21 protein-coding genes are annotated in these 22,422 nt (G+C 73.0%); 6 read left to right on the top strand and 15 right to left on the bottom strand.

Annotated features, from left to right (window positions below; genetic code table 11):
- Positions 1-155 precede the first annotated feature (155 nt).
- On the top strand, positions 156-1,046 hold the full coding sequence (locus G7075_RS03275; protein ID WP_166118826.1) for a 3-methyladenine DNA glycosylase: 891 nt from the start codon (positions 156-158) through the stop codon (positions 1,044-1,046).
- Here G7075_RS03275 and G7075_RS22185 read toward each other — a convergent pair.
- From G7075_RS22185 to G7075_RS03260, 3 genes are all read right to left on the bottom strand, one after another.
- Entirely contained in the window at positions 1,011-2,288 is a 1,278-nt protein-coding gene (locus tag G7075_RS22185) for a DUF222 domain-containing protein (protein WP_166118824.1), read from the bottom strand. The two genes, G7075_RS03275 and G7075_RS22185, sit on opposite strands and share 36 nt — an antisense overlap.
- Before the next feature lie 432 nt (positions 2,289-2,720).
- Positions 2,721-3,008 (bottom strand): hypothetical protein, encoded by a 288-nt coding sequence (locus G7075_RS03265; protein WP_166118822.1) that lies wholly within the window; start codon positions 3,006-3,008, stop codon positions 2,721-2,723.
- A gap of 67 nt (positions 3,009-3,075) precedes the next feature.
- A complete protein-coding gene (locus G7075_RS03260) occupies positions 3,076-3,648 on the bottom strand; it encodes a hypothetical protein (RefSeq protein ID WP_166118819.1) in 573 nt (190 codons plus the stop codon).
- A gap of 291 nt (positions 3,649-3,939) precedes the next feature.
- Between G7075_RS03260 and G7075_RS03255 the strand changes: the two genes are divergently transcribed.
- Positions 3,940-4,395, top strand: a complete 456-nt coding sequence (locus G7075_RS03255; RefSeq protein ID WP_166118816.1) for a hypothetical protein — start codon at positions 3,940-3,942, stop codon at positions 4,393-4,395.
- Between the two features lie 104 nt (positions 4,396-4,499).
- On the opposite strand, the gene G7075_RS03250 is transcribed toward G7075_RS03255, so the two are convergent.
- Positions 4,500-4,901 (bottom strand): hypothetical protein, encoded by a 402-nt coding sequence (locus tag G7075_RS03250; protein ID WP_166118814.1) that lies wholly within the window; start codon positions 4,899-4,901, stop codon positions 4,500-4,502.
- Positions 4,902-5,025: 124 nt separating this feature from the next.
- Between G7075_RS03250 and cysM the strand changes: the two genes are divergently transcribed.
- On the top strand, positions 5,026-5,913 hold the full coding sequence (gene cysM / locus G7075_RS03245) for a cysteine synthase CysM (RefSeq protein WP_166124196.1): 888 nt from the start codon (positions 5,026-5,028) through the stop codon (positions 5,911-5,913).
- Between the two features lie 98 nt (positions 5,914-6,011).
- A complete protein-coding gene (locus G7075_RS03240) occupies positions 6,012-7,343 on the top strand; it encodes an MFS transporter (RefSeq protein WP_166118811.1) in 1,332 nt (443 codons plus the stop codon).
- Positions 7,344-7,346: 3 nt separating this feature from the next.
- On the opposite strand, the gene cimA is transcribed toward G7075_RS03240, so the two are convergent.
- The 3 genes from cimA to G7075_RS03225 form a co-directional block, all read right to left on the bottom strand.
- Complete coding sequence (gene cimA, locus G7075_RS03235; protein WP_166118809.1) at positions 7,347-8,939, bottom strand: citramalate synthase; 1,593 nt, start codon at positions 8,937-8,939, stop codon at positions 7,347-7,349.
- Between the two features lie 384 nt (positions 8,940-9,323).
- Positions 9,324-10,448, bottom strand: a complete 1,125-nt coding sequence (locus G7075_RS03230) for an MBL fold metallo-hydrolase (RefSeq protein WP_240917856.1) — start codon at positions 10,446-10,448, stop codon at positions 9,324-9,326.
- 21 nt (positions 10,449-10,469) lie between these two features.
- Positions 10,470-11,612 (bottom strand): phosphotransferase, encoded by a 1,143-nt coding sequence (locus G7075_RS03225; RefSeq protein WP_166118807.1) that lies wholly within the window; start codon positions 11,610-11,612, stop codon positions 10,470-10,472.
- A gap of 56 nt (positions 11,613-11,668) precedes the next feature.
- On the opposite strand from G7075_RS03225, the gene G7075_RS03220 reads away from it, so the two are divergent.
- Complete coding sequence (locus G7075_RS03220; RefSeq protein ID WP_166118805.1) at positions 11,669-12,088, top strand: MarR family winged helix-turn-helix transcriptional regulator; 420 nt, start codon at positions 11,669-11,671, stop codon at positions 12,086-12,088.
- 110 nt (positions 12,089-12,198) lie between these two features.
- Entirely contained in the window at positions 12,199-13,887 is a 1,689-nt protein-coding gene (locus G7075_RS03215) for a hypothetical protein (protein ID WP_166118803.1), read from the top strand.
- Here the strand turns inward: G7075_RS03215 and G7075_RS03210 are convergent.
- The 8 genes from G7075_RS03210 to G7075_RS03180 form a co-directional block, all read right to left on the bottom strand.
- The gene (locus G7075_RS03210; RefSeq protein WP_166118801.1) at positions 13,822-14,619 is read right to left on the bottom strand and encodes a gamma-glutamyl-gamma-aminobutyrate hydrolase family protein; all 798 of its coding nucleotides are present in this window, start codon (positions 14,617-14,619) and stop codon (positions 13,822-13,824) included. The two genes, G7075_RS03215 and G7075_RS03210, sit on opposite strands and share 66 nt — an antisense overlap.
- 8 nt (positions 14,620-14,627) lie before the next feature.
- Positions 14,628-15,395 (bottom strand): 3-oxoacyl-ACP reductase, encoded by a 768-nt coding sequence (locus G7075_RS03205; RefSeq protein WP_166118798.1) that lies wholly within the window; start codon positions 15,393-15,395, stop codon positions 14,628-14,630.
- A 31-nt stretch (positions 15,396-15,426) separates the two neighbouring features.
- Positions 15,427-16,812 carry an aldehyde dehydrogenase gene (locus tag G7075_RS03200; protein WP_166118795.1) on the bottom strand — a complete coding sequence of 462 codons (1,386 nt, stop codon included), beginning with the start codon at positions 16,810-16,812 and terminating at the stop codon, positions 15,427-15,429.
- A 10-nt stretch (positions 16,813-16,822) separates the two neighbouring features.
- Positions 16,823-18,208 carry a glutamine synthetase family protein gene (locus G7075_RS03195; RefSeq protein ID WP_166118793.1) on the bottom strand — a complete coding sequence of 462 codons (1,386 nt, stop codon included), beginning with the start codon at positions 18,206-18,208 and terminating at the stop codon, positions 16,823-16,825.
- 13 nt (positions 18,209-18,221) lie between these two features.
- The gene (locus G7075_RS03190) at positions 18,222-18,785 is read right to left on the bottom strand and encodes a FadR/GntR family transcriptional regulator (RefSeq protein WP_240918104.1); all 564 of its coding nucleotides are present in this window, start codon (positions 18,783-18,785) and stop codon (positions 18,222-18,224) included.
- Positions 18,722-18,946, bottom strand: coding sequence for a hypothetical protein (locus G7075_RS20670; protein ID WP_240918122.1), 225 nt, complete (start codon positions 18,944-18,946; stop codon positions 18,722-18,724). The genes G7075_RS03190 and G7075_RS20670 overlap by 64 nt, the downstream gene beginning before the upstream one ends.
- A 94-nt stretch (positions 18,947-19,040) precedes the next feature.
- A complete protein-coding gene (locus G7075_RS03185) occupies positions 19,041-21,509 on the bottom strand; it encodes an FAD-dependent oxidoreductase (protein ID WP_166118790.1) in 2,469 nt (822 codons plus the stop codon).
- Positions 21,506-22,408: a choline kinase family protein gene (locus G7075_RS03180; RefSeq protein WP_166118788.1), complete on the bottom strand. Its 903-nt coding sequence runs from the start codon at positions 22,406-22,408 to the stop codon at positions 21,506-21,508. The genes G7075_RS03185 and G7075_RS03180 overlap by 4 nt, the downstream gene beginning before the upstream one ends.
- Between the last annotated feature and the right edge of the window lie 14 nt (positions 22,409-22,422).

The raw sequence follows: 22,422 nt of genomic DNA, 5'->3' as shown, positions 1-22,422 counted from the left end.
AGGGCGGCGACGGCGGGCGTGCGGCGCACGGGCGGACCTCCGGGTGTGACTGGTCGGGCGGGACGGACATCGACGGACGGGCGGGCCGAGGCCACCATCCTCTCCCGGGCCAACGCGCGGGCGGTCCCCGGTGTGCCCGCCGGTACCGTGGCGCGGTGCGCACCGTGCTGACCCGTGAGGCGTGGACCGCTCTCGAGGCCGCCCACGCCGCCCGGGTCGACGCCGCGACGGCCGCCCACCGCGAGCGCGGCGGCGACGGCCGCAGCCACCCCGTCGAGGACTTCCTCTTCCGCTACTACAACCACTCCCCCGCCCGGCTGCGCCGGTGGCACCCGGGACCGGGTGTGCTGCTCGAGGGAGCCGCGGGCACCGAGCGGGCGGGCTGGCGCCATCACCGCTGCGTCGGCGACGGGGTCGAGCTCGACGTCGAGTCCTTCCTCGACCACCGGGGCGCGACGGTCGACTTCGTCACGGGCCTGCTCGCAGCGACCCTCTCGCGCCCGCCGCACCTCGGATGCTTCGGCCTGCACGAGTGGGCGATGGTCCACCGCCTCGACCCCGACGACGTGCGCCACGCCGGATGGCCGCTGCGGCTCGGCGCCGAGGGCACCGACGCCGTCCTCGAGCGGCACACGGTGCGCTGCTCGCACGTCGACGCGCACCGCTTCTTCACCCCGACCGCCGTGCCGCGCAACCAGCTCCAGCCCACCCGGGCCACCCAGGTGGCGCTCGAGCAGCCGGGCTGCCTCCACGCCGGGATGGATGTCTACAAGTGGGCCTTCAAGCTGGCACCCCTCGTGCCGAGCGACCTCACCGCCGACGCCTTCGACCTCGCGCGCGACATCCGGGTGCTCGACATGGAGGCCTCGCCGTACGACCTGCGCGAGCTCGGGTACGACCCGGTGCCCATCGAGACGCCGGAGGGCAAGGCCGAGTACCTCGAGCGGCAGCGGGCCTTCACCGTCCGCTCGAACGCGTTGCGGCGCAGGCTCCTCGATGTGCTCGGCAGTTCACGACGCCGCCGCGAGGAACCAGTCGATGCGTGACTCCAGGGCGGAGTCGTCCATGCGCCGGGGGTCTGGGGGCGGATGGGTCTCGCTGCCCCATCCGAGCAGTGGCGGAGCAATCGAGCGGTAGACGTGTCCCGCCGGTGTGCGCGTCAGGGTTTCGTGGGGTGAGGCGCGCTCCACGACGACCTGCCAGCCCGGCGCCTCCTTGACGAGGTTGCAGCGGGCGCACTTCCCGTTGCCGTTGAACGCACTGGTCGGGCCACCGTCGCGGGAGGGATGGGCGTGGTCGGCGTGGACGACCGGTGCGTCGCAGTACGGGGTGGTGCACACGTCGTCGCGCAGGACGAGCATCCGGCGCAGGCCGCCGAGGAAGGTGCGGCGGCGGGAGTCGAGGGCGACGAGGTCGCGCCCGTCGGGGCTGGTGTAGAGGCGGCGCAGCCACACCGACGCTGGTCCGGCTGCGCGGACCCAGGCCCGGGCGACCGGGGCCGGCACCGATCCGTGTCCGGGGATGCGGGCCGGCTCGTCAACGGGGCGGTGGGGGTCGCCGGTGCCCAGGAGCGCGCGGTCGGTCATGACGAGCTGGACCTCGACCGGCTGCACCTGCCCGTGGACCAGCCCGGCCAGCAGCCGCAGGGCGGTGTCAGCGCTGACGGCCCCGACCCCGCGCCCCTGAGGGGCCTCGTCCTCGCACTGACCGCCGACGACGCTCCTGGCCCTGCGCAGGAGAGCGGCATGGGCACCGACGACCTCCCGCAACGGTCCGAGCACCGTCAGGTACGCCATGCCGTCCGGGGCCGGCCGCACCGACACCCGCCGGCTCCGCACGGCGGCCTCCATCCGACGGACCACCGAGGCCGCATCGAGCTCGGCCGCCACCCGCGCAGCCGCACGACCGGCCATCCGCGCCGAGAGGCCCGGCAGCGCCTCGGCGATCCGCCGGTCGACCTCGCCCCGGTGCTCGCGGCTGAGCGTCGCCGTCTCGCGCACGACCTCGACCGCGGCACGCTCGGCGACCACCCCGTCGGTCAGCGCGGCCAGCAGGTGCGGCATCTCGTGCACCAGCGCCCGCGAGAGCCCGACGAACCGGTCCCCGGTGCTCGGGGACTCCCGCCGGGCCAGGGCGACCTCGGACCCCACCGAACGAGCCACGTCCTGCGGGGCCGACCTCTCCCGCGACTCCCGCAACGCGTCGGTCGCCCTCGCCTGGCACGCCGCTGCGGCCCCCTTGAGCCGCTCGAGCTCGGCGACCAGGGCCACCCGCTCGTGGTCGCTCATGACGCTCACATCAATGGTTGCCAGCTGGGCCCGGACGCCCGCCACCACGGCGGAGGGCAGGGCGTCATCTCGCCTCTCCCGCAACCTGATCGCGCCCATCGCCCCTGCCTTTCCCCTGTACTGCTCACCCTAGAGGCGACCACCGACAGAGGGAGGGCCAAAGCGAGGTCGCTCGCCGTCACCGCCGGTGCGCCACAACCGAGCCCACGTTCCGGCCGTCGCGGCGAAGCGACCAAGGTGAAGCGACCACTCATGCCGAATTGAGACGCGTGCCCGAGGGGTGGCAGACGGTCGTCATCCGCTGAGATGGAGAGCCGACTGCCACCCTTCGTGCGCGCGGACGGGAAGGACCGGACAACCCGGGGTCATGGCACCGGTTTCTCCGGCCGCTGGCTCCTCCCGCGCAGCCCAACGCTCAATGCCGCCGACGGGTCAGTCCCCCTGGCCGGCCGGGATGCTCACGAAGCCGTCGGTCCAGTGGTCCTCGTCGACGGTGTACGTGCCGAAGTAGAAGCACTCGGGCTCATCGCGGAAACCTTCACGCAGACTGGCCCTCGCGATCGCCGACTCGGCGGACCGCTCGCTGCTGTACACGCCTATCAGCTTGACGTCGTCGAACTCGTCGTCGATGAGCAGCTCGCCGCCAGGGTCGCGGTGCTCAGTGGGCGAGCCATCGAGGTTCCGAGCGTGTCGAACATGCCACAGGATGTGGGCCTCCATGGGGCGAGGCTATGGCCTGCGCGAAGAGCCCTTGCCTGCCGCTTGGCGACAGATGGTGATGGCGCCGCTAGGTCGGAGCAGCCACCTCGTCGATGACCTGACACCCGGCGGGGTCTGTCCGCAGGATCCTGCCGGGGCTGGCCGCGGCGGCATCGATACTGGGCAGATCGGGGGTTCGTTGCAGCAGCGCTGTGGCCTCGTCGGGACTGCGTGCGGGGAGGGAGAGTCTCCCGTCCTCCGCCACCACGGCAAGGAGCGAGCCGCCCTCAGCCGTGCCGTAGAGCGAAGGGTCGTACGCGAAGACCGGTGACTTGTCGAGAAGGAGCAATGTGCGACCAAGAGCACGAAGGTCCCGCTCGACGCGACGTGGGTCGACGTCGGGGCCAAGTGCCAACCCGACAGTGATCTCCTCGCCCACCGCGAGCCGGCCACTGACGACATGGTCGACCGTGAACCGCGCCTCCACTGTCTTCCAGACTGCGCCATCCGTGTCGAAGTCCACCGCCTGCCCACCCGGGGCGTCGCCGCCGGCGACCGTGAACGCCCTGCCGGGCGCTACCGACTGGAAGTGGCCGGTCACCACAGCGGTAGTCAGCGCCTCGGGCGCCGCCTCCCCGAAGCGGAAGCGTGCGTTGCCCAAGAGGTCGTCAAGGGAGTCGTAGGGCCGACAGCCGCCCCACCTTCAGTGGGGGCTCGCAGAGAGTCCATGGTGCTCGGGCTCCCCAGCGAGCACGCCGACAGCACGACGCCGACAGCGATCAGCGCTGCGTGACGAGCTGCCCGCATGCACACCTCCCCAGCATGAGCCCTCCACCACTGACCCGCCCAGAGACCTCGACGTTCCCCTGTGGCAGCGCACCACCCGACGCGCACCGACCCCCCGCATGTTCGACGTCGATCTTCGCCGGGCTGGGTCTGACAAGGTGCGGGAGTGCAACCTCAGATCGACGTCTGGAAGCGCCAGACCATGAACTGCCCCGACTGCGGCGGTCGGCGCGTTCTCTATACCGGCGAAGCGATCGGCGACGAGGGCACGGTGGCGGTGTTCTGGGCCTTCCTGTACGACCACCCCGGCGCACCTGAGGTGTTCATCGACGCAACGTTCGGGACCTGGAGCATCGAGGGGTACACGGCCGATCACGAGACGTTCGGTGCGCGCACCGGTGCTGTCGAGGGCCAGTCGCGTCCAGCGAGCACCTTGGTGACCGGAGCGGAGATGGCGCCGGATGACCCGCGATTCGGCGTCAAGCTCGACCGGGACCGTGCCTTGACCCACCCTCGACTCACAGAGTTCTGGGCCGTCAACGACGCCATCCTCCACATTGACAAGATCACCAGACTGCTGTCTGGCCGCCCTCGGCGACGGCGCTGGCTCCCACGTCGATAGGGCCGGCCAACGACCCGCTCATGCCGAATCTCGGGATCAGCCCGCGGCAAGGGTGCGCCGCACAGAGCCGGGGCGTGGGCCACCGGGCGGACGGACCGACCGGCTCAGGCGCAGTTGCCACAGACCTTCGTGGCCGGCAGCTGCTGCCAGCAGGTCGGGCAGACCTCCACTGCCGCACCCGGTGTGGCCCGTCGACCCTCGTGGGGTCGGTGCGTGCTCAGCAGGAACCACGCGTGCGTGTCGTCGTGCTCGATGGCGTCGATGATCGTGGACGGGAGGCCGAGCGTCCACTTCATCACCGGCCAGGAGAGGTAGCCCGGCTTGATCTCGAGGGCCCGGTGGCCGTCGACCCAGACGCCGACGTGCTTGCCGTGGGCCGGGACGACGAACTCGAGGTCCGGCAGCACGCCGAGCGCCTCGGCGATCCGCACCCGGTCGCCGTGCGACCAGTCCGGGTTCCACGCCAGGGCCTGCTCGAGGCTCAGGTGCCGTCCCTGCTGCGCCACCGCGTGTCCACCTTCCGGGTCCGGGCCGACCATCCCAGCCTAGGAGTCCGGACGGCCTCGATCGAGGGAACCCCCGCCGCCCGTAGACTCGCGGACCGTGAGCGACCCCAGCGACTACCCGACGATGGAGGACGTCATCGGCGACACCCCGCTGGTGCGCCTGCAGCGGATGCCCGGTCCGGAGAACGAACGCCGCGGCAACGTCCTCCTCGCCAAGCTCGAGGGGAACAACCCGGCCGGCTCGGTCAAGGACCGGCCGGCGATCAGCATGATCCGGGGCGCCGAGCAGCGGGGGGAGATCTCCCCCGGCGACACCCTGCTGGAGGCCACGTCCGGCAACACCGGGATCGGCCTGGCGATGGCGGCAGCCATCAGCGGCTACCCCCTCGTCATCGTCATGCCCGAGGACGCCTCGCTCGAGCGCATCCAGACGATGCGGGCGTACGGAGCCGAGCTGGTCCTCACCCCGGCCGCGGGTGGCATGGAGGAGGCCCGCGACGTCGTGACGCGGATGGAGCAGGAGGGCCGGGGCCACGTCCTCGACCAGTTCGGCAACCCGGACAACCCCCGCGCCCACGAGGACGGGACCGGCCCGGAGCTGTGGCGCCAGACCGACGGGCGCATCACGCACTTCGTGTCCGCGATGGGGACCACCGGCACGATCACCGGGGTCTCGCGGTTCCTCAGGTCCCGCAACCCGAGCGTCCAGATCGTCGGGGCCCAGCCCGCGGAGGGCTCGAAGATCCCCGGCATCCGGGCCTGGCCACCGGAGTACGTGCCGAGCATCTTCGACCCGTCGGCGGTGGACCGCACCCTCGAGGTCACCCAGGCCGATGCCGAAAAGACCGCCCGGCTGCTGGCCCGCGAGGAGGGCATCTTCGGGGGTGTCTCCGCGGCCGGCGCCTGCTGGACCGCGCTGCAGGTGGCCCGCGAGGTCGAAGGGGCCACGATCGTCTTCGTGGTCTGCGACCGCGGCGACCGGTACCTCTCCAGCGGCGTCTTCCCCGCCTGAGGGCCCCGGCCGGCGCCGAGGCATCCGCCCTGCGGGACGCCCGCATCCCACGCGCACCTCCGGCACCACCGGCCCGCCGACGGTGCGAGGGTCGACGGATGGCTCAGAGCGACCACACGACCGTCGACCGCGCCGCGAACCCGGGGGACGCACCACCGCAAGCACTCCCGCCGTCGCCCGAGGCGGTCGCCCGTGCGCGCAAGGCGGTCATCGCCTCGTCGGTCGGCAACGCCCTCGAGTGGTTCGACGTCATCGTCTACTCGAGCTTCGCCGTCGTCATCAGCGAGCTGTTCTTCCCCGAGGTCTCCGGCTTCGCGGCTCTGATGTTCACCTTCCTCACCTTCGCCGTGTCCTACCTCGTGCGCCCGGTCGGGGCGGCCGTCATCGGCAGCTGGGCCGACCGGCACGGCCGCAAGCGCGCCCTCTCGGCGACCATCCTCCTGATGATGCTGGGCACCGGGCTGATGGCCGTCGCACCCACCGCCGCCGTCGTCGGTCCCGTCGCCGGCGGCCTCTGGCTGCTGGTCTCCCGTCTCGTGCAGGGGTTCTCGGCCGGAGGCGAGTTCGGCACCGCGACGACGTTCCTCGTCGAGTCGGCCCCGGACCGCAAGGCCTTCTACGGCAGCTGGCAGGTGGCGACCCAGGGCGCGGCGCTGCTGCTCGCCTCCGCGTTCGGCTTCGGGCTGACGACCTTCCTCACCCATGACCAGCTCTACACGTGGGGCTGGCGGGTGCCGTTCGTCGTCGGGATGCTCATCGGCCCGGTCGGCTGGTACATCCGCCGCCGGATGGACGAGACCGAGGACTTCGAGCGGGCCGAGAAGCTCGACAACCCGCTCGGCGCGGCCCTGAGCACCCACCTCGCCCGTGTGCTCACCGCTGCCGGAGCAGTGGCTCTGGCGTCCCTGTCGGTCTACCTCATCCTCTACATGCCGACCTTCGCCGTGAAGAGCCTCGGCCTGCCGGGCTGGGCGGGCTTCGTCGGCGGGATGATCGCCGGCCTCGTCACGCTCGTCGGCACGCCGTTCATCGGCCGGCTCGCCGACCGGGTCGGGCCCGGCCGGGTGATGCTCGTCGCGGCCGGCGCCGGGGTCGTCCTCGCGTGGCCGCTCTTCCAGGTGCTCGTCGCCGTGCCGAGCGTGGCCGTGCTCACCGTCGTCCAGGTGGTCTTCGGGGCGCTGATGGCCGCCTACTTCGGACCGCTGCCCGGCCTGTACGCCGAGCTCTGTCCGACCAACGTCCGCACCACCGGGATGGCCGTCGGCTACAACGTCGGCGTGCTGGTCTTCGGCGGGTTCACCGGCGCGATCTTCACCTTCCTCATCGAGGCCACGGGCTCGCGGACGGCGCCGAGCATCTACTTCGTCGTCATCGCCGTGCTGTCCTTCGTCACCGTGCTGCTCGCCCGGCGCCGCTACGGCGTGCGCTGAGGGTCAGCGCGGGGCGACACCAGCCCGCACGAGCCCGTAGGTGACGGACTCGACGAGCGCCTGCCAGCTGGCCTCGAGGATGTTCGCCGCGACGCCGATGGTCGTCCACGACGTCGTGCCGTCCGAGGTCTCGATGAGCACGCGCGTCACGGCATCGGTGCCGTGCGCGGCGTCGAGGATGCGCACCTTGTAGTCGATGAGCTCGAGCCCGCCGATCTCCGGGTAGGTCGTCGCGAGCGCCGTGCGCAGGGCGTGGTCGAGGGCGTTGACCGGGCCGTTGCCCTCGCCGGTCTCGACGTGCCGCGTGCCGGCCGCCCGGACCTTGACGGTCGCCTCGGACAGCGCGTCGTCGTCGCCGCGGGCGTCGGTGATGACCCGCCACGACTCGACCCCGAAGAAGGCGGGCAGGGTGCCGTCGATCTCGCGCCGCAGCAGCAGCTCGAAGCTGGCGTCCGCGGCGTCGAACGTGTAGCCCCGCAGCTCCTTCTCCTTGACGGCGGCGAGGACCCGCCGCAACGTCGCGGCGTCGTTCTCGTCGGCGGCGTCGAGGGGGAACCCGAGCTCGCGCGACTTCAGCTCGATGGAGGCCCGACCGGCCATGTCGGACACCAGCATCCGCATGTCGTTGCCGACGTGCTTGGGGTCGAGGTGCTGGTAGAGGTCGGGGTCGACCTTGATGGCGCTCGCGTGCAGGCCGGCCTTGTGCGCGAACGCGCTCGAGCCCACGTACGGCTGGCGCGAGTACGCCGGCACGTTGGTGACCTCGGCGATGGCGTGCGCGATGCGGGTGGCGTCCTGGAGGCGGTGCGGCTCGAGGAGCTCGCGGCCCTGCTTGAGCTGGAGGTTGGCGACGACGGTCAGGAGGTCGGCGTTGCCGGTGCGCTCGCCGTAGCCGTTGATGGTGCCCTGCACGTGGGTGGCGCCGGCCTCGACGGCGGCCATCGAGTTGGCGACCGCGCACCCGGTGTCGTTGTGGCAGTGGATGCCGACGCGCGCGCTCGTGGTGGCGACGACGTCCTCGACCACGGCCGCGACCTCGCCCGGCAGCAGCCCGCCGTTGGTGTCGCAGAGGGCGACCACCTCGGCCCCGCACTCGACCGCGGCCCGTACCGCCTCGAGGGCGTAGGCGCGGTCGGTGCGGTACCCGTCGAAGAAGTGCTCGGCGTCGAGGAAGACGCGGCGCCCCTCCCCGGTGAGGAAGGAGACGGTGTCGCGGATCATCTCGAGGTTCTCGGCGAGGGTGGTACGCAGCGCCCGCTCGACGTGGCCGGTGTGCGACTTCGCGACGAGGGTGACGACCTGGGCCTGGCTGTCGAGCAGGGCCCGCACGAGCGGGTCGGTCTCGGCCTTCCCGCCGGCCCGCCGGGTGGCCCCGAAGGCGGCGAGGGTGGCGTTGCGCAGGCGCAGGTCGCGGGCCGCGCGGGCGAAGAACTCGGTGTCCTTGGGGTTGGCCCCGGGCCAGCCGCCCTCGATGTAGCCGACGCCGAGCTCGTCGAGGTGCGACGCGATGGCCAGCTTGTCGGCCACCGTGAGGTTGAGCCCCTCCTGCTGGGCCCCGTCGCGCAACGTCGTGTCGTACACGTGCAGGTCGGTCATCGGATCCATCCGCGGCTCGTGCCGGTCTCCCGGCGCCCGTGCCCCGGCCCGGGTGGGCCGGGGCGTCGACGCGTGCTGCTCGGTGCCCATCATCGTCCAGCCTGCGCCCGGGTGCCCGCGGGGGTGGGCGGGGACCCGGTCCGCCTCACGGGACGTCCCCCTCCGGGCGACGTCCCGTCAAACGAAAAGACCCCCGGGTGCGGGAGGTCTGCGCGACGAGAAAGTGCTCTCGTCGCGCTACACGATGATGATCGCGGTGGTGGCCGCGTCACGGAACGTCACGGGTCGAGCCTCCCACGCACGCTGCACCGAGGCCATGAGGCGTCCACATCGTGGCCGCCGCGGACGCGCCGCACGACGCGAGCCGCAGCGCCGGCCGGTCCGTCAGGGGCTCGTCGACACCGCGACGGCGCTCTCCCACCACGGGTCGAGCCCGGGAGGGTCGGCGACGTCGATGCGGTCGCCGACCCGCGGGACGACGACGGGCACGCCCTCGGTGGCGGCGGCGACGAGCAGGCGCTCGACCGGCTCGGCCCACGGGTGGGGCGCGAGGACGAAGGTGCACCAGTGGATGGGCAGGAGCAGCCCTCCCCCGAGCTCGGCGGTGGCGCGGACGGCCTCCTCCGGGTCGAGGTGGATGTCGCGCCACGCCGGGTCGTAGGCGCCGACGGCCATGAGCGAGACGTCGAACGGCCCGTGCTCGGCGCCGAGGCCCGCGTAGCCGTCGAAGTAGCCGGTGTCGCCGCTGAAGAAGACCTTGCCGGCCTCGCCCGCGATGACCCAGGAGGCCCAGAGCGTGCCGTCGCGGCGCAGGCCGCGCCCGGAGAAGTGCTGCGACTCGACCGCGGTGACCCGCACGCCGCCGACGTCGGCGCCCTCGCCCCAGTCGCACTCGAGCACGCGAGAGCCGGGCACGCCCCAGACGTCGAGGTGGGCCCCGACGCCGAGCGGCACGAGGAAGAGCGCGTCCGTGCCGTCGGCCAGCGCCTTGATGCTGTCCATGTCGAGGTGGTCGTAGTGGTCGTGCGAGATGACGACGGCGTCGACCCGGCCGATCCGGTCGAGCGGAACGGGCGTGGCGTGCAGGCGGCGTGGCCCGACGTGCTGGCTCGGCGAGCAGCGCTCGCTCCACACCGGGTCGAGGAGGAGCCGGACGCCGTCGAGCTCGACGAGCGCGCTGGCGTGGCCGAACCACGTGACGTGCAGCCCCGACGAGGCCGGCTCGCGGTGTGCGCTGACCACCGGGATCGGGCCGGGCGGGCGGCGGGTCTCGGCGTTCGCGCGGTAGCGCTCGAGGACGTCGCGCTGGCTGGTGGGCATCGAGGCCGTGCCGCGGCGCCGGTTGTGGAACGCGCCCGCTCGGAAGTTCGGCGAGCGGCGCATCCGCTCGAGGCGGACGCCGTCGGGTCGGGCCCCCATCGCGGCACCCACGCCCCGTCCGGCGGCGGCGAGGGCCCCGAGGGCGCTGGCGGCACCGGCGGCCACGGCCAGTCTGTTGAGTCGGCTCACCGGCCCATTGTCACCCGGCGGTCAGGCCGGTGCCGTCTCGTCCACCCGGTCGAGACAGAACCGGGCGATGGCCGCGCGGTCGGCGGCGAGCGCGGCCAGCTCCGCGGTGGGCGGTGACCCGAGGTGCTCCCACGGCACGCTGGACAGCCCGGTGAGCAGCAGGTGGTGCAGGGCGTGGCCCCGGGCGACCACCTCGGCGGGCACGTCGCACCCCTCGTCGCGCAGTCCGGCGACGTAGGCCTCACGGTGCGCGGCGTCCCGGCCGGCGAGGTCACCGGCCCGGGTCCGTCCGATCTGCACGTCGCCGACGAGCAGCTGCCCGAGGTCGGCGCCGGGCGGCATCGGCATCCAGTACGAGTAGTCGATGAGCACGAATCCGTCGACCCCGTCGACCGCGAGCAGGTTGTTCGGGCAGGCGTCGCCGTGCGCCGGAAGGTGCGGCAGGGACAGCGCCTCCTCGACGATCCCGCGGGCACCGTCGGCCGCCGCGCGGAGGCGATCGCGCAGCCCGGTGTCGAAGGCGCCGGCCACGAGGGGGTGCGCCCAGATGCCGTCGTCGCGCAGCATCGGGTGCACCTGGTTGTCGAAGCGCCCGGCGAGGTAGTCGCGCAGGGTCCAGTCGAGACCCCCGACGCCGGCCAGCGGGGCGACGGCGGCGCTGCCCGAGAGCCGACCGAGCAGCCGGGCCGCGCGCCGGTGACGTGCCTCGTCCCACGGCACGTCGACGACGTCCAGCTCCTCGAGCCAGATCGCGCAGGACAGGTCGTCGAGGTCCCGGACGGCGACGGCGGCGGGCATCGTCAGGCCGTCCGGGAGGCGGCGGGCGAGGTCGGAGCGGTAGGCCAGGGGCTCCGTGCGCCAGGGCACGCCCTTCGCCGCGATGTCTCGCAGGTGCTCGGGGACCTGGGCGAACAAGGGCGACCGCTCCCAGGCCTGCACCACCTTGACGAAGAGCCGGAACGGCACCGGCCCAGCGGGTGTCGAGAGGGTGCCGTGGACGCGATGCCTGGAGCGGGTCGTGATGCTCACGAGGTCGTACGGGAACTCGGCGGCCTCGACGTCGACGACCTCGACCGGGCCGTCGAGCCCCAGGTGCGCGGCGAGCATCGTCGCCAGGGTCGGCTCGTCGACGGCCGCGGTGCCGAGGCCGGACAGGTCACCCATGACGCCCCCGTTCAGGAAAGTGGCTTTACCATCATCCCAGAAGGTAAAGTTGCTTTATGACCGATGTCAAGGGCCCGCTGCCCGAGGTGCTCGCGGCACTGTTCGGCCGCATCCGGTCCGACCTGTCCCCCACGCTCGTCGACGACCTGCGCTTCTCGCACGTGCGGGTGCTGCTGGGCATTCCCGCCGAGGGGGCGAGCGTCACCGACCTCGCCTCCGGCATCGGCATGACGAAGCAGGGCTGCGGGCAGTTCGTCACCCGGCTGGTCGAGACCGGCCACGTGGCGACGACGGGCGCTCCCGGCGACGGCCGGGTCCGCCTGGTGCTGCGAACCGCCGAGGGTGACCGCTTCCTGCGCAGAGTCCTCGACGGCGCCACCGCCCTGGAGGAGCGGTTCGCCGCCGAGGTCGGCCCACGTCGCTACGCCACGTTCCGCCGGGTGCTCGAGGAGCTCGCCGGCCCACGCCAGGGCTGAGCCCGGTCGGCTCGTGGCGCGCTCGGTCGGTTGCGCCGGGACGCTGCCCCCGTGGTCCGGCAGGCGATACTTGACCGCACCCGCCGGTCGCGCAGCAAGGAGCCCGCGTCGTGAGCGACACCGCAGGCCACCTGACGTCCACGCCGTGGACTTACCCCGGGGAGGCCATCGTCCGGAGCACGTTGCTGCTCCCGGAGTGCAGCCATGACATCGACCCGGTGCAGGGCCGGCGCCTCGGCGCCGCCCGCACGAGACGGTGCGAGCGGTGTCGGCAGGGCAAGCGGACGCTGTCTGTGCCGTTGGGCCACGAGCTCCTCCGCTGGAACTCGATGATCCTCGACTCGCGGACGCCACTCGTCTCGATCGGGTCCAACTCCTCGGCCGCCGTCCTGCGACGGAAGATGGGCGACGCCGGGCTCAGCATCGTGCTGCCGTGCCTCACAGGGACGTTGGGCAACATCGCCGTCGGTCACTCGGCACACGTCAGCAAGGGTGGCTACGTCCCGGCGGCCCCCTACCGCCTCGTCGGCGCGACGACCCCGGTTGTGGTCGCGTTCCTCGACGAGAGGCAGCTGGAGGCAATGGACCGGACGGAGCCGAACTACCGCCGAACGACTCTGCACGCACCCGCGGACGAGCTGATCCTGGCCGGCGGGGAGACCCTCAGTGCGGCGCAGCTCTACGTCTCCCGCTGGCCCGTCCTGGCCTCGGGCGCGAAGCCGCTGGAGTTCGCGACACAGGAGGAGGTCCTCGGCCGCATCGTCGGCCTCGAGGGCTCGCCCCTGCGGGGGTTCGACTCCGCACAGCAAGCCGCAGCTGCCCTGCACGACGACGAGGGGCTCCGCCGCCGGGTGACCGACTTCCTGGGGTCGCGACACGGCGCCCCCGCGGGACTCGCCGTCGAGGATGGGAGCGGGCCCCGGTATCGCGACGTTGTCAGCTCATGGGACACCGTTCCGCTCCTCCGCGTCACCACGACCCCCGCACGGATCAACCGCGAGGGCGAGCCGGCCGTGCAGGTGTCGAGGGTGCACGCGAGGGCCCTGGGCCTCGGCGCTCATGCCATCATCAGCCCGGACCGCGACCCGTCCCGCCCGGGCCTCGTCGTCCGGGTCCACCCGTCGGACCAGCCCCGCAACGAGGTGCGCGTCGACCAGACGGCCCGCGCGGCCATCGGCGTCCTGGTCGGGGAGGCTGTGGCTCTGCGACCCGCCTCCGTACCCCGGACCCCTGTAGCCGATGTGCTGACGGCCCGACGCCGGTACGTGGTCTGCCGGGTCCAGGCCGCCGACGCCTCGACGGCCGAGACCGAGGTCTGCCTGCTGCCCAAGGTCACGCTGGACGCGCTGGGCCTGGGGTCGGGGGCCCGCGTCGTCGTCGAGGGGCTACCGCAGCCCGACGAGCAGCAGCCCCGCACCGTGACCGTACGCGCGATCGAGGCCCCGGACAGCACGCTGGGTCTCCGGCAGCACATGAGTGGCGGGGAGGACGCGCGCTTCCCCTCCGCCCGGGACCTCCTGGCCGTCTCCCCCGACCTGCCCTGGATCTTCATGGACCTCACCACGAGGGAACGCCTCGGTGTCGATGCCCGTCCCCTTGCTGCAGTGCGGGTCCGAGCCCACCGCACCGATCAGGCGTTGATCGAGCTACGCGAGGTCTCGCTCCTCCTTGCCGTCTCGGCGGTCGGGATCGCGTCGCTGTTCGACGACGCCGTGTCCGTCGTCGCGCTGCTGTCAGCGCTCGTGCTCGCCTCCGGGGTCGTCGGGCGGGCTCGGTTGCGGCGCCGGCTCAACGCCTGAGGGTGCCTCGGACGCGGCCTCGACGAGCGCGGTGAACAGCGCCGGGTGCTCGCCCTCCTCGGCGTGCCACTGGACGGCGAGCCGGAAGCGCGCGGCCGGCACCTCCATCGCCTCGAGCGTCCCGTCGTCGTGCCACGCGCTGGGCGCCCACCCGGTGCCCTCGAGCGAGTCGGCGACGACCGCCTGGTGGTGGTAGGTCGGGACGTCGACGGCGTCCTCGCCGATCACCCCGGCGAGCCGGCTGCCCACGACCGGGTCGACGTGGTGCGACGAGTAGACGCCCGGCCGTGGCGAGTGCGCCTCGTGGCCGACCCGGTCGGGCACGTGCTGCTCGATGCGCCCGCCGGCGGCCACCGCCATCACCTGCATCCCCCGGCAGATGCCGAGCAGTGGCAGGTCGACCTCCTCGGCGGCCCGCACGAGGGCGGTCTCCCAGGCGTCACGGTCGGGGCGCGGGTCCTGCGAGGTCGGGTGCGGCGCAGCGCCGTACAGGTGCGCGGACACGTCCGCTCCCCCGGCGACGACGAGCCCGTCGACCCGCGCGACGACCTCGCGGGCCATCGCCTCGTCGACGTCGGTGCGCGGCGGCAGGACGACCGCGAGGCCGCCCGCCGCCTCGACCTGCGCCACGTACCGGTACGGCAGCACGGCGCTGCGCTGGCCGACCCACGGGGGCCGGTCGACGTCCTCGACGTAGCAGGTGATGCCGATGACCGGGCGGTGCTGCGTCACGTCGGACCTCAGAGCGGCGTGACGTAGGCGCCGGAGATGCCGCCGTCGACGAGGAAGGTCGAGGCGGTCATGAAGCTCGACTCGTCGGAGGCGAGGAAGAGCACCGCGTTGGCCATCTCCTCCGGCTCGCCGAAGCGGCCCATCGGCACGTGGACGAGGCGGCGGGCGGCCCGCTCGGCGTCCTTGGCGAACAGCTCCTTGAGGAGCGGTGTGTTCACCGGGCCGGGGCACAGGGCGTTGACCCGGATGCCCTCTCGGGCGAACTGCACCCCGAGCTCACGGGTCATCGACAGCACACCGCCCTTGGACGCCGAGTACGAGATCTGCGACGTCGCCGCACCCATCACCGCGACGAAGGACGCCGTGTTGATGATCGAGCCGCGCTTGTTCTCGAGCATGTACGGCAGGGCCGCCTTGCAGCAGAGGTACACGGAGGTGAGGTTGACCTCCTGCACGCGGCGCCACGCCTCGAGGTCGGTGTCGAGGATCGAGTCGTCCTCCGGCGGGCTGATGCCGGCGTTGTTGAAGGCGATGTCGAGCTTCCCGAACTTCTCGACGGCGGTCGCGAAGAGGCGGTCGACGTCCTCCTTGCTCGCCACGTCGGTGTGCACGTACGCGCCACCGATCTCCGCCGCGAGGGCCTCGCCGGCGTCGTCGGCGAGGTCGCCGACGACGACCGTCGCGCCCTCCTCGGCGAAGCGGCGCACCGTCGCGAGGCCGATGCCGGAGCAGCCACCGGTGACGACGGCGACCTTGCCCTCGAGCCTGCCTGCCATGTTCTCTCCCTGGGGTGTTGGTGGGGTGGGGTCAGTCCTCGGTCGAGATGAAGACGTTCTTCACCTCGGTGAACGCGTCGAGGGCGTCGGGGCCGAGCTCGCGCCCGATGCCGCTGCTCTTGAAGCCGCCGAACGGGGTGGAGTAGCGCACCGAGCTGTGGCTGTTGACCGACAGGTTGCCGGCCTCGACGCCTCGTGCCACGCGCAGGGCACGACCGACGTCGCGGGTCCAGATCGACCCGGCGAGGCCGTACTCGGTGTCGTTGGCCTTGGCGACGGCGTCGGCCTCGTCCTCGAAGGGCAGGACGGCGACGACCGGCCCGAAGACCTCCTCGCGCCAGACACGGTCGTCGGTGTCCCGCGGCAGCACGACCGTGGGCGGGTACCACCAGCCGCGGCCCTCGGGCGCCGAGCCGCGGAAGGCGACGTCGACCGCGTCGTGGCCGTCGGTCCCGTCGACGTAGCCCCGGACGACCTCGCGCTGGCGGTCGCTGACGAGCGGGCCCATCTCGGTGGCCTCGTCGCCCGGGTCGCCGACGACGACGCCCTTGACGGCCGCCTCGAAGCGTTCCATGAAGGCGTCGTAGACGCTGCGCTGCACGAGGATCCGGGTGCGGGCGCAGCAGTCCTGGCCGGCGTTGTCCAGGAAGCTCATCGGGGCCGCGGCGGCCGCCTTGTCGAGGTCGGCGTCGGCGAAGACGATGTTGGCGGACTTGCCGCCGAGCTCGAGGGTGACCCGCTTGAGGTGCTCGGCGGCGCCGCGCATGATGCCCTGCCCCACCGGGGTCGAGCCGGTGAACGCGACCTTGCGGACGTCGGGGTGGGTGACGAAGCGCTCGCCGACGACGCGGCCGGGCCCGGGCAGGATGGTCAGCACGCCCTCCGGGATGCCCGCCTCGAGCGCGAGCTCGCCGATGCGCATCGCCGTCAGCGGGGTCAGCTCGGCGGGCTTGAGCACCACCGTGTTCCCCGCCGCGAGGGCCGGGCCCATCGCCCACCCCATGATCGGCATGGGGAAGTTCCACGGGACGATGACGCCGACGACGCCGAGCGGCTCCTTGAAGGTGACGTCGAGGCCGCCGGCGACGGGGATCTGCCGGCCGAAGAGGCGCTCGGGCGCGGCGGAGTAGTAGCGCAGGACGTTGACGACGTTGCCCGCCTCCCACCGCGCGTTGCCGATGGTGTGCCCGGCGTTGCGGACCTCGAGCCGGGCTAGCTCCTCGGCGTGCTCCTCGACGACGTCGGCGAAGCGGCGCAGCAACATCCCGCGGTCGGCGGGGCTCACCGCCCGCCAGGCCGGGTCGACCTCGACGGCGCGGGCGACGGCGGCGTCGGTCTCCTCAAGGCCCGCGAGGTCGATCGTCGTGACGACCTCCTCGGTCGCCGGGTCGATGACGTCGTGCGTGGTGGTGCTCATCGCTGGGTGCTCACAGCCTCTCGAATCCGCGGACCCGCTCCCAGTCGGTGACCGCCGCGGTGAACGCGGTGATCTCGACGTCGGCGGCGTTGACGTAGTGGTCGACGACCTCGTCGCCGAACGCTGCCCGGGCGACCTCGCTGGACGCGAGCAGGTCGCGCGCCTCCCGCAGGGTCGTCGGGACGTGTTCGTAGTCGCCCTTGTAGGCGTTCCCCTCGCAGACCGGAGGCAGCTCGAGGCCCTCGCGGATGCCGTGCAGCCCGCCGGCCATCATCGCGGCGACCGCGAGGTAGGGGTTGACGTCGCCCCCGGGCACCCGGTTCTCGACGCGCAGACCGGCACCGTGGCCGACGACCCGCAGCGCGCACGTGCGGTTGTCGGTGCCCCAGGCGACGGCGGTGGGCGCGAACGACCCGGCGGCGAACCGCTTGTAGGAGTTGATGTTCGGCGCGTAGAAGTACGTGAGCTCACGCATCGTCGCCAGCAGGCCGGCGAGGAAGTGGTCGAACAGCTCGGAGCGCCCGCCGTCGCGCTCGTCGTCGGCGAAGACGACCTCGCCGCCGGTGCCGCGCAGCGACAGGTGGATGTGGCAGGAGTTGCCCTCGCGCTCGTCGAACTTGGCCATGAAGGTCAGGGACTGGCCGTGGCGGGCGGCGATCTCCTTGGCCCCGGTCTTGTAGACGGTGTGGTTGTCGCACGTGCGCACCACCTCGTCGAAGAGGAAGCCGATCTCGTGCTGGCCGAAGTTGCACTCGCCCTTGGCCGACTCGACGGTCATCCCGGCGCGGTACATCTCGTTGCGGATCTCGCGCAGCACCGGCTCGACCTTGCTGCCGCCGAGGATCGAGTAGTCGACGTTGTACCGGTTGGACCCCGTGAGCCCGTGGTAGCGGCGGTCCCAGGCCTGCTCGTAGGTCTCGTCGAAGAGGATGAACTCGAGCTCCGTCCCGGCGAAGGCGCCCCACCCGGCCTCCTCGGCGACGGCCACCTGCTTCTTGAGGATGCTGCGCGGCGACTGCACGACCTCGCCGGACCCGTCGAGCCAGGTGAGGTCGCTCTGGATGGTCACCGAGGTCGGGAAGCCGGGCGTGCGGCGCAGGGTCGAGAGGTCCATCTCGAAGAACATGTCGCCGTAGCCACGCTCCCACGAGGACATGGCGTAGCCGTCGACCGTGTTCATGTCGACATCGACGGCGAGCAGGTAGTTGCAGCCCTCGGTGCCCGCCTCGAGGACGTGCTCGAGGAAGAACGCGCCGTGGATCCGCTTGCCCTGCAACCTCCCCTGCATGTCCGTGAACGCGACGATCACGGTGTCGACCGTGCCGTCGGCCACGTCGGCGCGCAGCTGCTCGAGCGTGAGCTGTGGCGGTCCCCCGCGGTGGATCGAGCTCGTCATGGTGCTCCTCCAGTCATCCGATGAGTCCGCGCAACAGCGCGGACGTGGCGTCGCAGTGCTCTTCCATGGCGGTCCGTGCGTTCTCTGCCGCTCCCGACAGGATGGCACCGACGATCGCCTCGTGCTGGTCGTGGGAGTGCTGGATGTTCTTGCGCAGCACCGGGATCGCCTCGAGGAGCTCGCCCAGGGCCGCCTGGGCCCGGGTGACCGCCTCGATGAGCATCGGCGAGCCCGACACGGTGGCGATGGCCAGGTGCAGCCGGCTGTCGGCCAGCCGGTGCGCGCCCGGGCTGCTCGCCGCGGTCGTCTCGCGCAGCGACGTCGCGAGCCAGGAGCGCTGGTCGCCGGACAACTCGCGGGTGGCCGCGAGCCAGGCCGCCCCGGGCTCGACGACCCTCCGGAAGTCGAGGGCGTCGAGGAGGGTGGCGCCGCGGCGCACGCCCGGACCTCCGGACCCGGGGGCCGGGGCCGCGTACGTGACGACCGTGCCGCCGCCGCGGCCCCGCCGGGTGGTCACGAGCCCGGCGTCGCGCAGCGCCGCGATGGCGTCGCGGAGGGTGTTGCGCGCGACCCCCAGCTGCTCGGCGAGCTCGCGCTCGGGGGCAGCTGGTCGCCGTCGACGAGCACCCCGAGGCGGATGGCCGTCGCCAGCTGCTCGACGGTGGTCTCGAACGGGTTGCCCGGTGTGTGCCGCAGGATGACCGACGGCAGGTGGGTGGCGCCCGCTGGGTGCGTCATCGCCGTCCTCCTCGCGCGCCGGCCGTTCGCGGCGTGCCCGTACACGGGGCGCCGCATCCAATGGTCCGGTTCTGGACCAATTCCCGAAAGTGTGTCACGTCCGGCCCAGCCTGTCGCCGTCCGGGTCGAACGGGGGCCGGCGTGACACCCGGACGGGCACCCGCTCCCCCGCGAGGTCGACCTCCCACGAGCCCGTGTCGCACCACGCCGTCGTCGCCGTCGCCGTGCGCCGGTCACCGACGAGGGCCAGCCCGACGGAGGCGCCGAGGGTCGCGCCCCCGGCGGCACTGGTCACCTGCCCCACCGGCTCGCCGTCGCGCAGCACGAGCTCGCCGCCCCACAGCCAGGCCTCGGGGTCCTGCGCGACGAGGGAGACCACCCGCCGGGCCGGCCCCTGCGCCCGGCGCGCCTCCAGGGCGGTGCGGCCGAGGAAGTCGCCCGGGCCGGAGAGGGCGCAGGCGAAGAGCAGCCCGGCCTCGACGGGCGTGACCTCGGGGGTGAGCTCGCGCCCGAACGCCCGGTACCCCTTCTCGAGCCGCAGAGCCTCGATGGCCGAGTAACCGGCCGGCACGACCCCGAGGTCGGCACCGGCCTCGAACAGCTCGTCGTGCAGCACGGTGGCCTGCTCGGTCGGGACGTACAGCTCCCAGCCGAGCTCACCGACGTACGTGATCCGAGTGGCGCGCAGGCGCGTCCGTCCGACGTCCATGACGCGCGAGGTGCCGAACGGGTGCGCCGCGTCGTCGAGCGGGGCCGGCGTCAGGCGCGACAGGAGCTCGCGCGAGCGCGGACCCATCACCCCGAGCACCGCGTAGGCACTCGTGACGTCGACGACGGCCGGGGTGCCGACCCGGTGGCGCGCGAGGTGGTCGAGGTCGCGCCGCGTCGTGGCCGCGCTGGACACGACGAGGAACTCCTCGGGTCCGGTGCGGGTCACCGTCACGTCGGCCTGGTAGCCGGCCGAGGAGTCGAGCATCCCCGTGTAGACCGCCCTCCCCACGGGCACGTCGACGTCGGCGGTGCAGACCCACTGGAGGGTCGCGAGCGCGTCCGGCCCGGTGACGAGGTACTTGCTGAAGGAGGTCTGGTCGAACACCGCGACGGCCGAGCGGGTGGCCCGCTGCTCGGTGTCGCACCAGTCGGCCCACGCCGGTCGCTCCCACGAGTAGTCGAGCCGCGGCTCCTCCCCGGGCGCCGCGAAGACGAGCGGACGCTCCCACCCGTTGCGGCTGCCCATCACCGCTCCCCGCGCGAGGGTCCGGTCGTACAGGGGCGAGCACCGCTGCGGCCGACCGGTGTCGAGCTCGCGGTTCGGCCACGGCACGGCGTAGTGCAGGCCCAGCACCTCGGCCACCCGTGAACGGAGCCAGGAGCGGTTGGCGGCCACGGTCGGGAAGCGGCGGATGTCGACGGCGGTGAGGTCGAGCGTCGGCTCGCCGTGCACCACCCACTCGGCCAGCGCGCGCCCCGCCCCGCCGGCCGAGGCGATGCCGACCGAGTTGAAACCGGCCGCCACGAACAGGCCGGCGCACTCGGGCGCCTCCCCCAGGACGAACTGGTTGTCGGGCGTGAACGACTCCGGGCCGTTGTAGAACTTGCGGATCCCGGTCTCCGCGAGCACGGGCAGCCGGTGGATGGCGCTGTCCATGAGCACCTCGAAGTGCTCCCAGTCCTCGTCGAGCAGCTGGAACTCGAAGGGGTGCGGGATGTCCTCCGGCGCCACCCACGGCTTGGCCTCGGGCTCGAAGCCGCCGACGAGCAGGCCGCCGACCTCCTCCTTGACGTAGGTGTACCCGTCGGGGTCGCGCAGCACCGGCAGGTCGCGGTGCACCCCCTCGACCTGGTCGGTGACGACGTAGAAGTGCTCGGCGGAGTGCAGCGGCACGTCGACGCCCGCCATCGCCCCGACGAGCGGCGCCCACTGCCCCGCCGCGTTGACGACGACCTCGCACTCGACCTCGCCGTGCTCGGTGACCACGCCGGTGACCCGACGCCGATCGCCCCGCTCCTGCACCCGCAGGCCGGTGACGCGCACCCGCTCGGCGACCTGCACCCCGAGCATCCGCGCGCCGCGGGCCAGCGCCTGGGTGAGGTCGGCGGGATCGGCCCGCCCGTCCCCCGGGAGCCAGATGGCGCCCTCGAGGTCGTCGGACCGGATGAGCGGGTAGCGCTCGGCGGCCTGCCCCGGCGTCAGCAGCTCGCAGTCGAGGTCGTAGGCGGCCGCGCTGGCCGCGGTGCGCCGCAGCTGGACCATCCGCTCCGGCGTGCGGGCCAGGGTCAGGCCCCCGCAGACCCGGTAGCCGGTGGAGAGCCCGGTCTCGGCCTCGAGCCGCCCGTAGAGCTCGGTCGACCAGCGGACCAGCCGCGTGCCGGCCTCGCTGGCCCGCAGCTGGCCGACGAGTCCGGCTGCGTGCCAGGTGGTTCCGCACGACAGGGTGCCCTGCTCGAGGACGAGCACGTCCGTGACGCCGAGGTGGGCGAGGTGGTAGGCGACCGAGGCGCCGATGACCCCTCCGCCGATGACGACCACGCGGGCCCGGCCGGGGAGCGCGACCGTGCTCATCGTCCGGCCACCGTCGCGAGCAGGCCCTCGAAGCGCGGCCCGTGGGCCAGCTCGCGGGCGGGGTCGAGCTTGGCCATCGACCAGGCGCGGAAGTCGAAGTCGAGCTCGCTGGCCCCCTCCTGGATGACGCCCCACAGCGTCCAGCCGTAGCGGGCGAGGAACCCCCAGAGCTCGGCACGCGCGGCATCGGCGGGGTCGTGGCGTCCGTAGTAGGCGGCGCAGAGCTCGGCGAGGGCGTCGGGGCCCAGGCGCGCCTCGGCGACGACGTTGCCGAGCTCGAAGGAGGGCTCGTTCATCCCGGAGTACTCGTAGTCGATGATGCGCAGGTCGCCGCCGTCGTCGAGGACGTTCGCGGCGAGCAGGTCGTTGTGGCAGGGCACGAGCCGCTCGGGGGCCAGCGCGAGGGCGTCCTCCGCCCGCTGCACCCAGGGCTCGAGGTCGAGGTAGCCGTCGGGGAGGCGGAACCCCTTCTCCTGCACCACCTCGAGGTAGCGGCGGCGCAGCACGGTCATGTCGAAGCGGCCGACGAAACCCGGCGCAGCGTGCAGCCGCCGCAGCGCCGCGGCGAGCCGGGGCAGGTTGGCCGCGACGTCGGCGTCGCCCCAGGTGCGGCCCGGCAGGAACGCCACGACCAGCACCCCGCGGCCCCCGAGGTAGTCGACGACCGGCGCCCCGACCCCGGTGGCCGCAGCGGCGAGGGTGTTGACGAACTCGGCGTGCCGGTCGACCCCGAGCAGGCCGGTGTCCGGCGAGGAGATGCGTACGACGACGTCGAGCCCGGAGTCGGTGCGCACCCGGAGGTTGCGGTTGGTGAGCCCACCGGGCAGGGGCGTGGTCTCACGCCCCTGCCCGGCGAGGACGGGGATGCCGTCGAGCACCTCGTCGTCGGTGCGGGTCACGGTGGGTGCCCCGC

It is taken from the genome of Phycicoccus sp. HDW14, from assembly GCF_011383005.1.
Lineage (GTDB): Bacteria > Actinomycetota > Actinomycetes > Actinomycetales > Dermatophilaceae > Phycicoccus.
Note: the sequence above shows the minus strand (reverse complement) of the source record. Positions and strands in the feature narration are given on the sequence as shown.

What these genes read in the sequence shown, in the direction of transcription:
- G7075_RS22185 (WP_166118824.1), bottom strand. Translation starts at nt 2,288, where the DNA reads ATGAGCGACCACGAGCGGGTGGCCCTGGTCGCCGAGCTCGAGCGGCTC.
- G7075_RS03265 (WP_166118822.1), bottom strand. Translation starts at nt 3,008, where the DNA reads ATGGAGGCCCACATCCTGTGGCATGTTCGACACGCTCGGAACCTCGAT.
- cysM (WP_166124196.1), top strand. Translation starts at nt 5,026, where the DNA reads ATGGAGGACGTCATCGGCGACACCCCGCTGGTGCGCCTGCAGCGGATG.
- G7075_RS03240 (WP_166118811.1), top strand. Translation starts at nt 6,012, where the DNA reads ATGGCTCAGAGCGACCACACGACCGTCGACCGCGCCGCGAACCCGGGG.
- cimA (WP_166118809.1), bottom strand. Translation starts at nt 8,939, where the DNA reads ATGACCGACCTGCACGTGTACGACACGACGTTGCGCGACGGGGCCCAG.
- G7075_RS03225 (WP_166118807.1), bottom strand. Translation starts at nt 11,612, where the DNA reads ATGGGTGACCTGTCCGGCCTCGGCACCGCGGCCGTCGACGAGCCGACC.
- G7075_RS03220 (WP_166118805.1), top strand. Translation starts at nt 11,669, where the DNA reads ATGACCGATGTCAAGGGCCCGCTGCCCGAGGTGCTCGCGGCACTGTTC.
- G7075_RS03205 (WP_166118798.1), bottom strand. Translation starts at nt 15,395, where the DNA reads ATGGCAGGCAGGCTCGAGGGCAAGGTCGCCGTCGTCACCGGTGGCTGC.
- G7075_RS03200 (WP_166118795.1), bottom strand. Translation starts at nt 16,812, where the DNA reads ATGAGCACCACCACGCACGACGTCATCGACCCGGCGACCGAGGAGGTC.
- G7075_RS03195 (WP_166118793.1), bottom strand. Translation starts at nt 18,208, where the DNA reads ATGACGAGCTCGATCCACCGCGGGGGACCGCCACAGCTCACGCTCGAG.
- G7075_RS20670 (WP_240918122.1), bottom strand. Translation starts at nt 18,946, where the DNA reads ATGACGCACCCAGCGGGCGCCACCCACCTGCCGTCGGTCATCCTGCGG.
- G7075_RS03185 (WP_166118790.1), bottom strand. Translation starts at nt 21,509, where the DNA reads ATGAGCACGGTCGCGCTCCCCGGCCGGGCCCGCGTGGTCGTCATCGGC.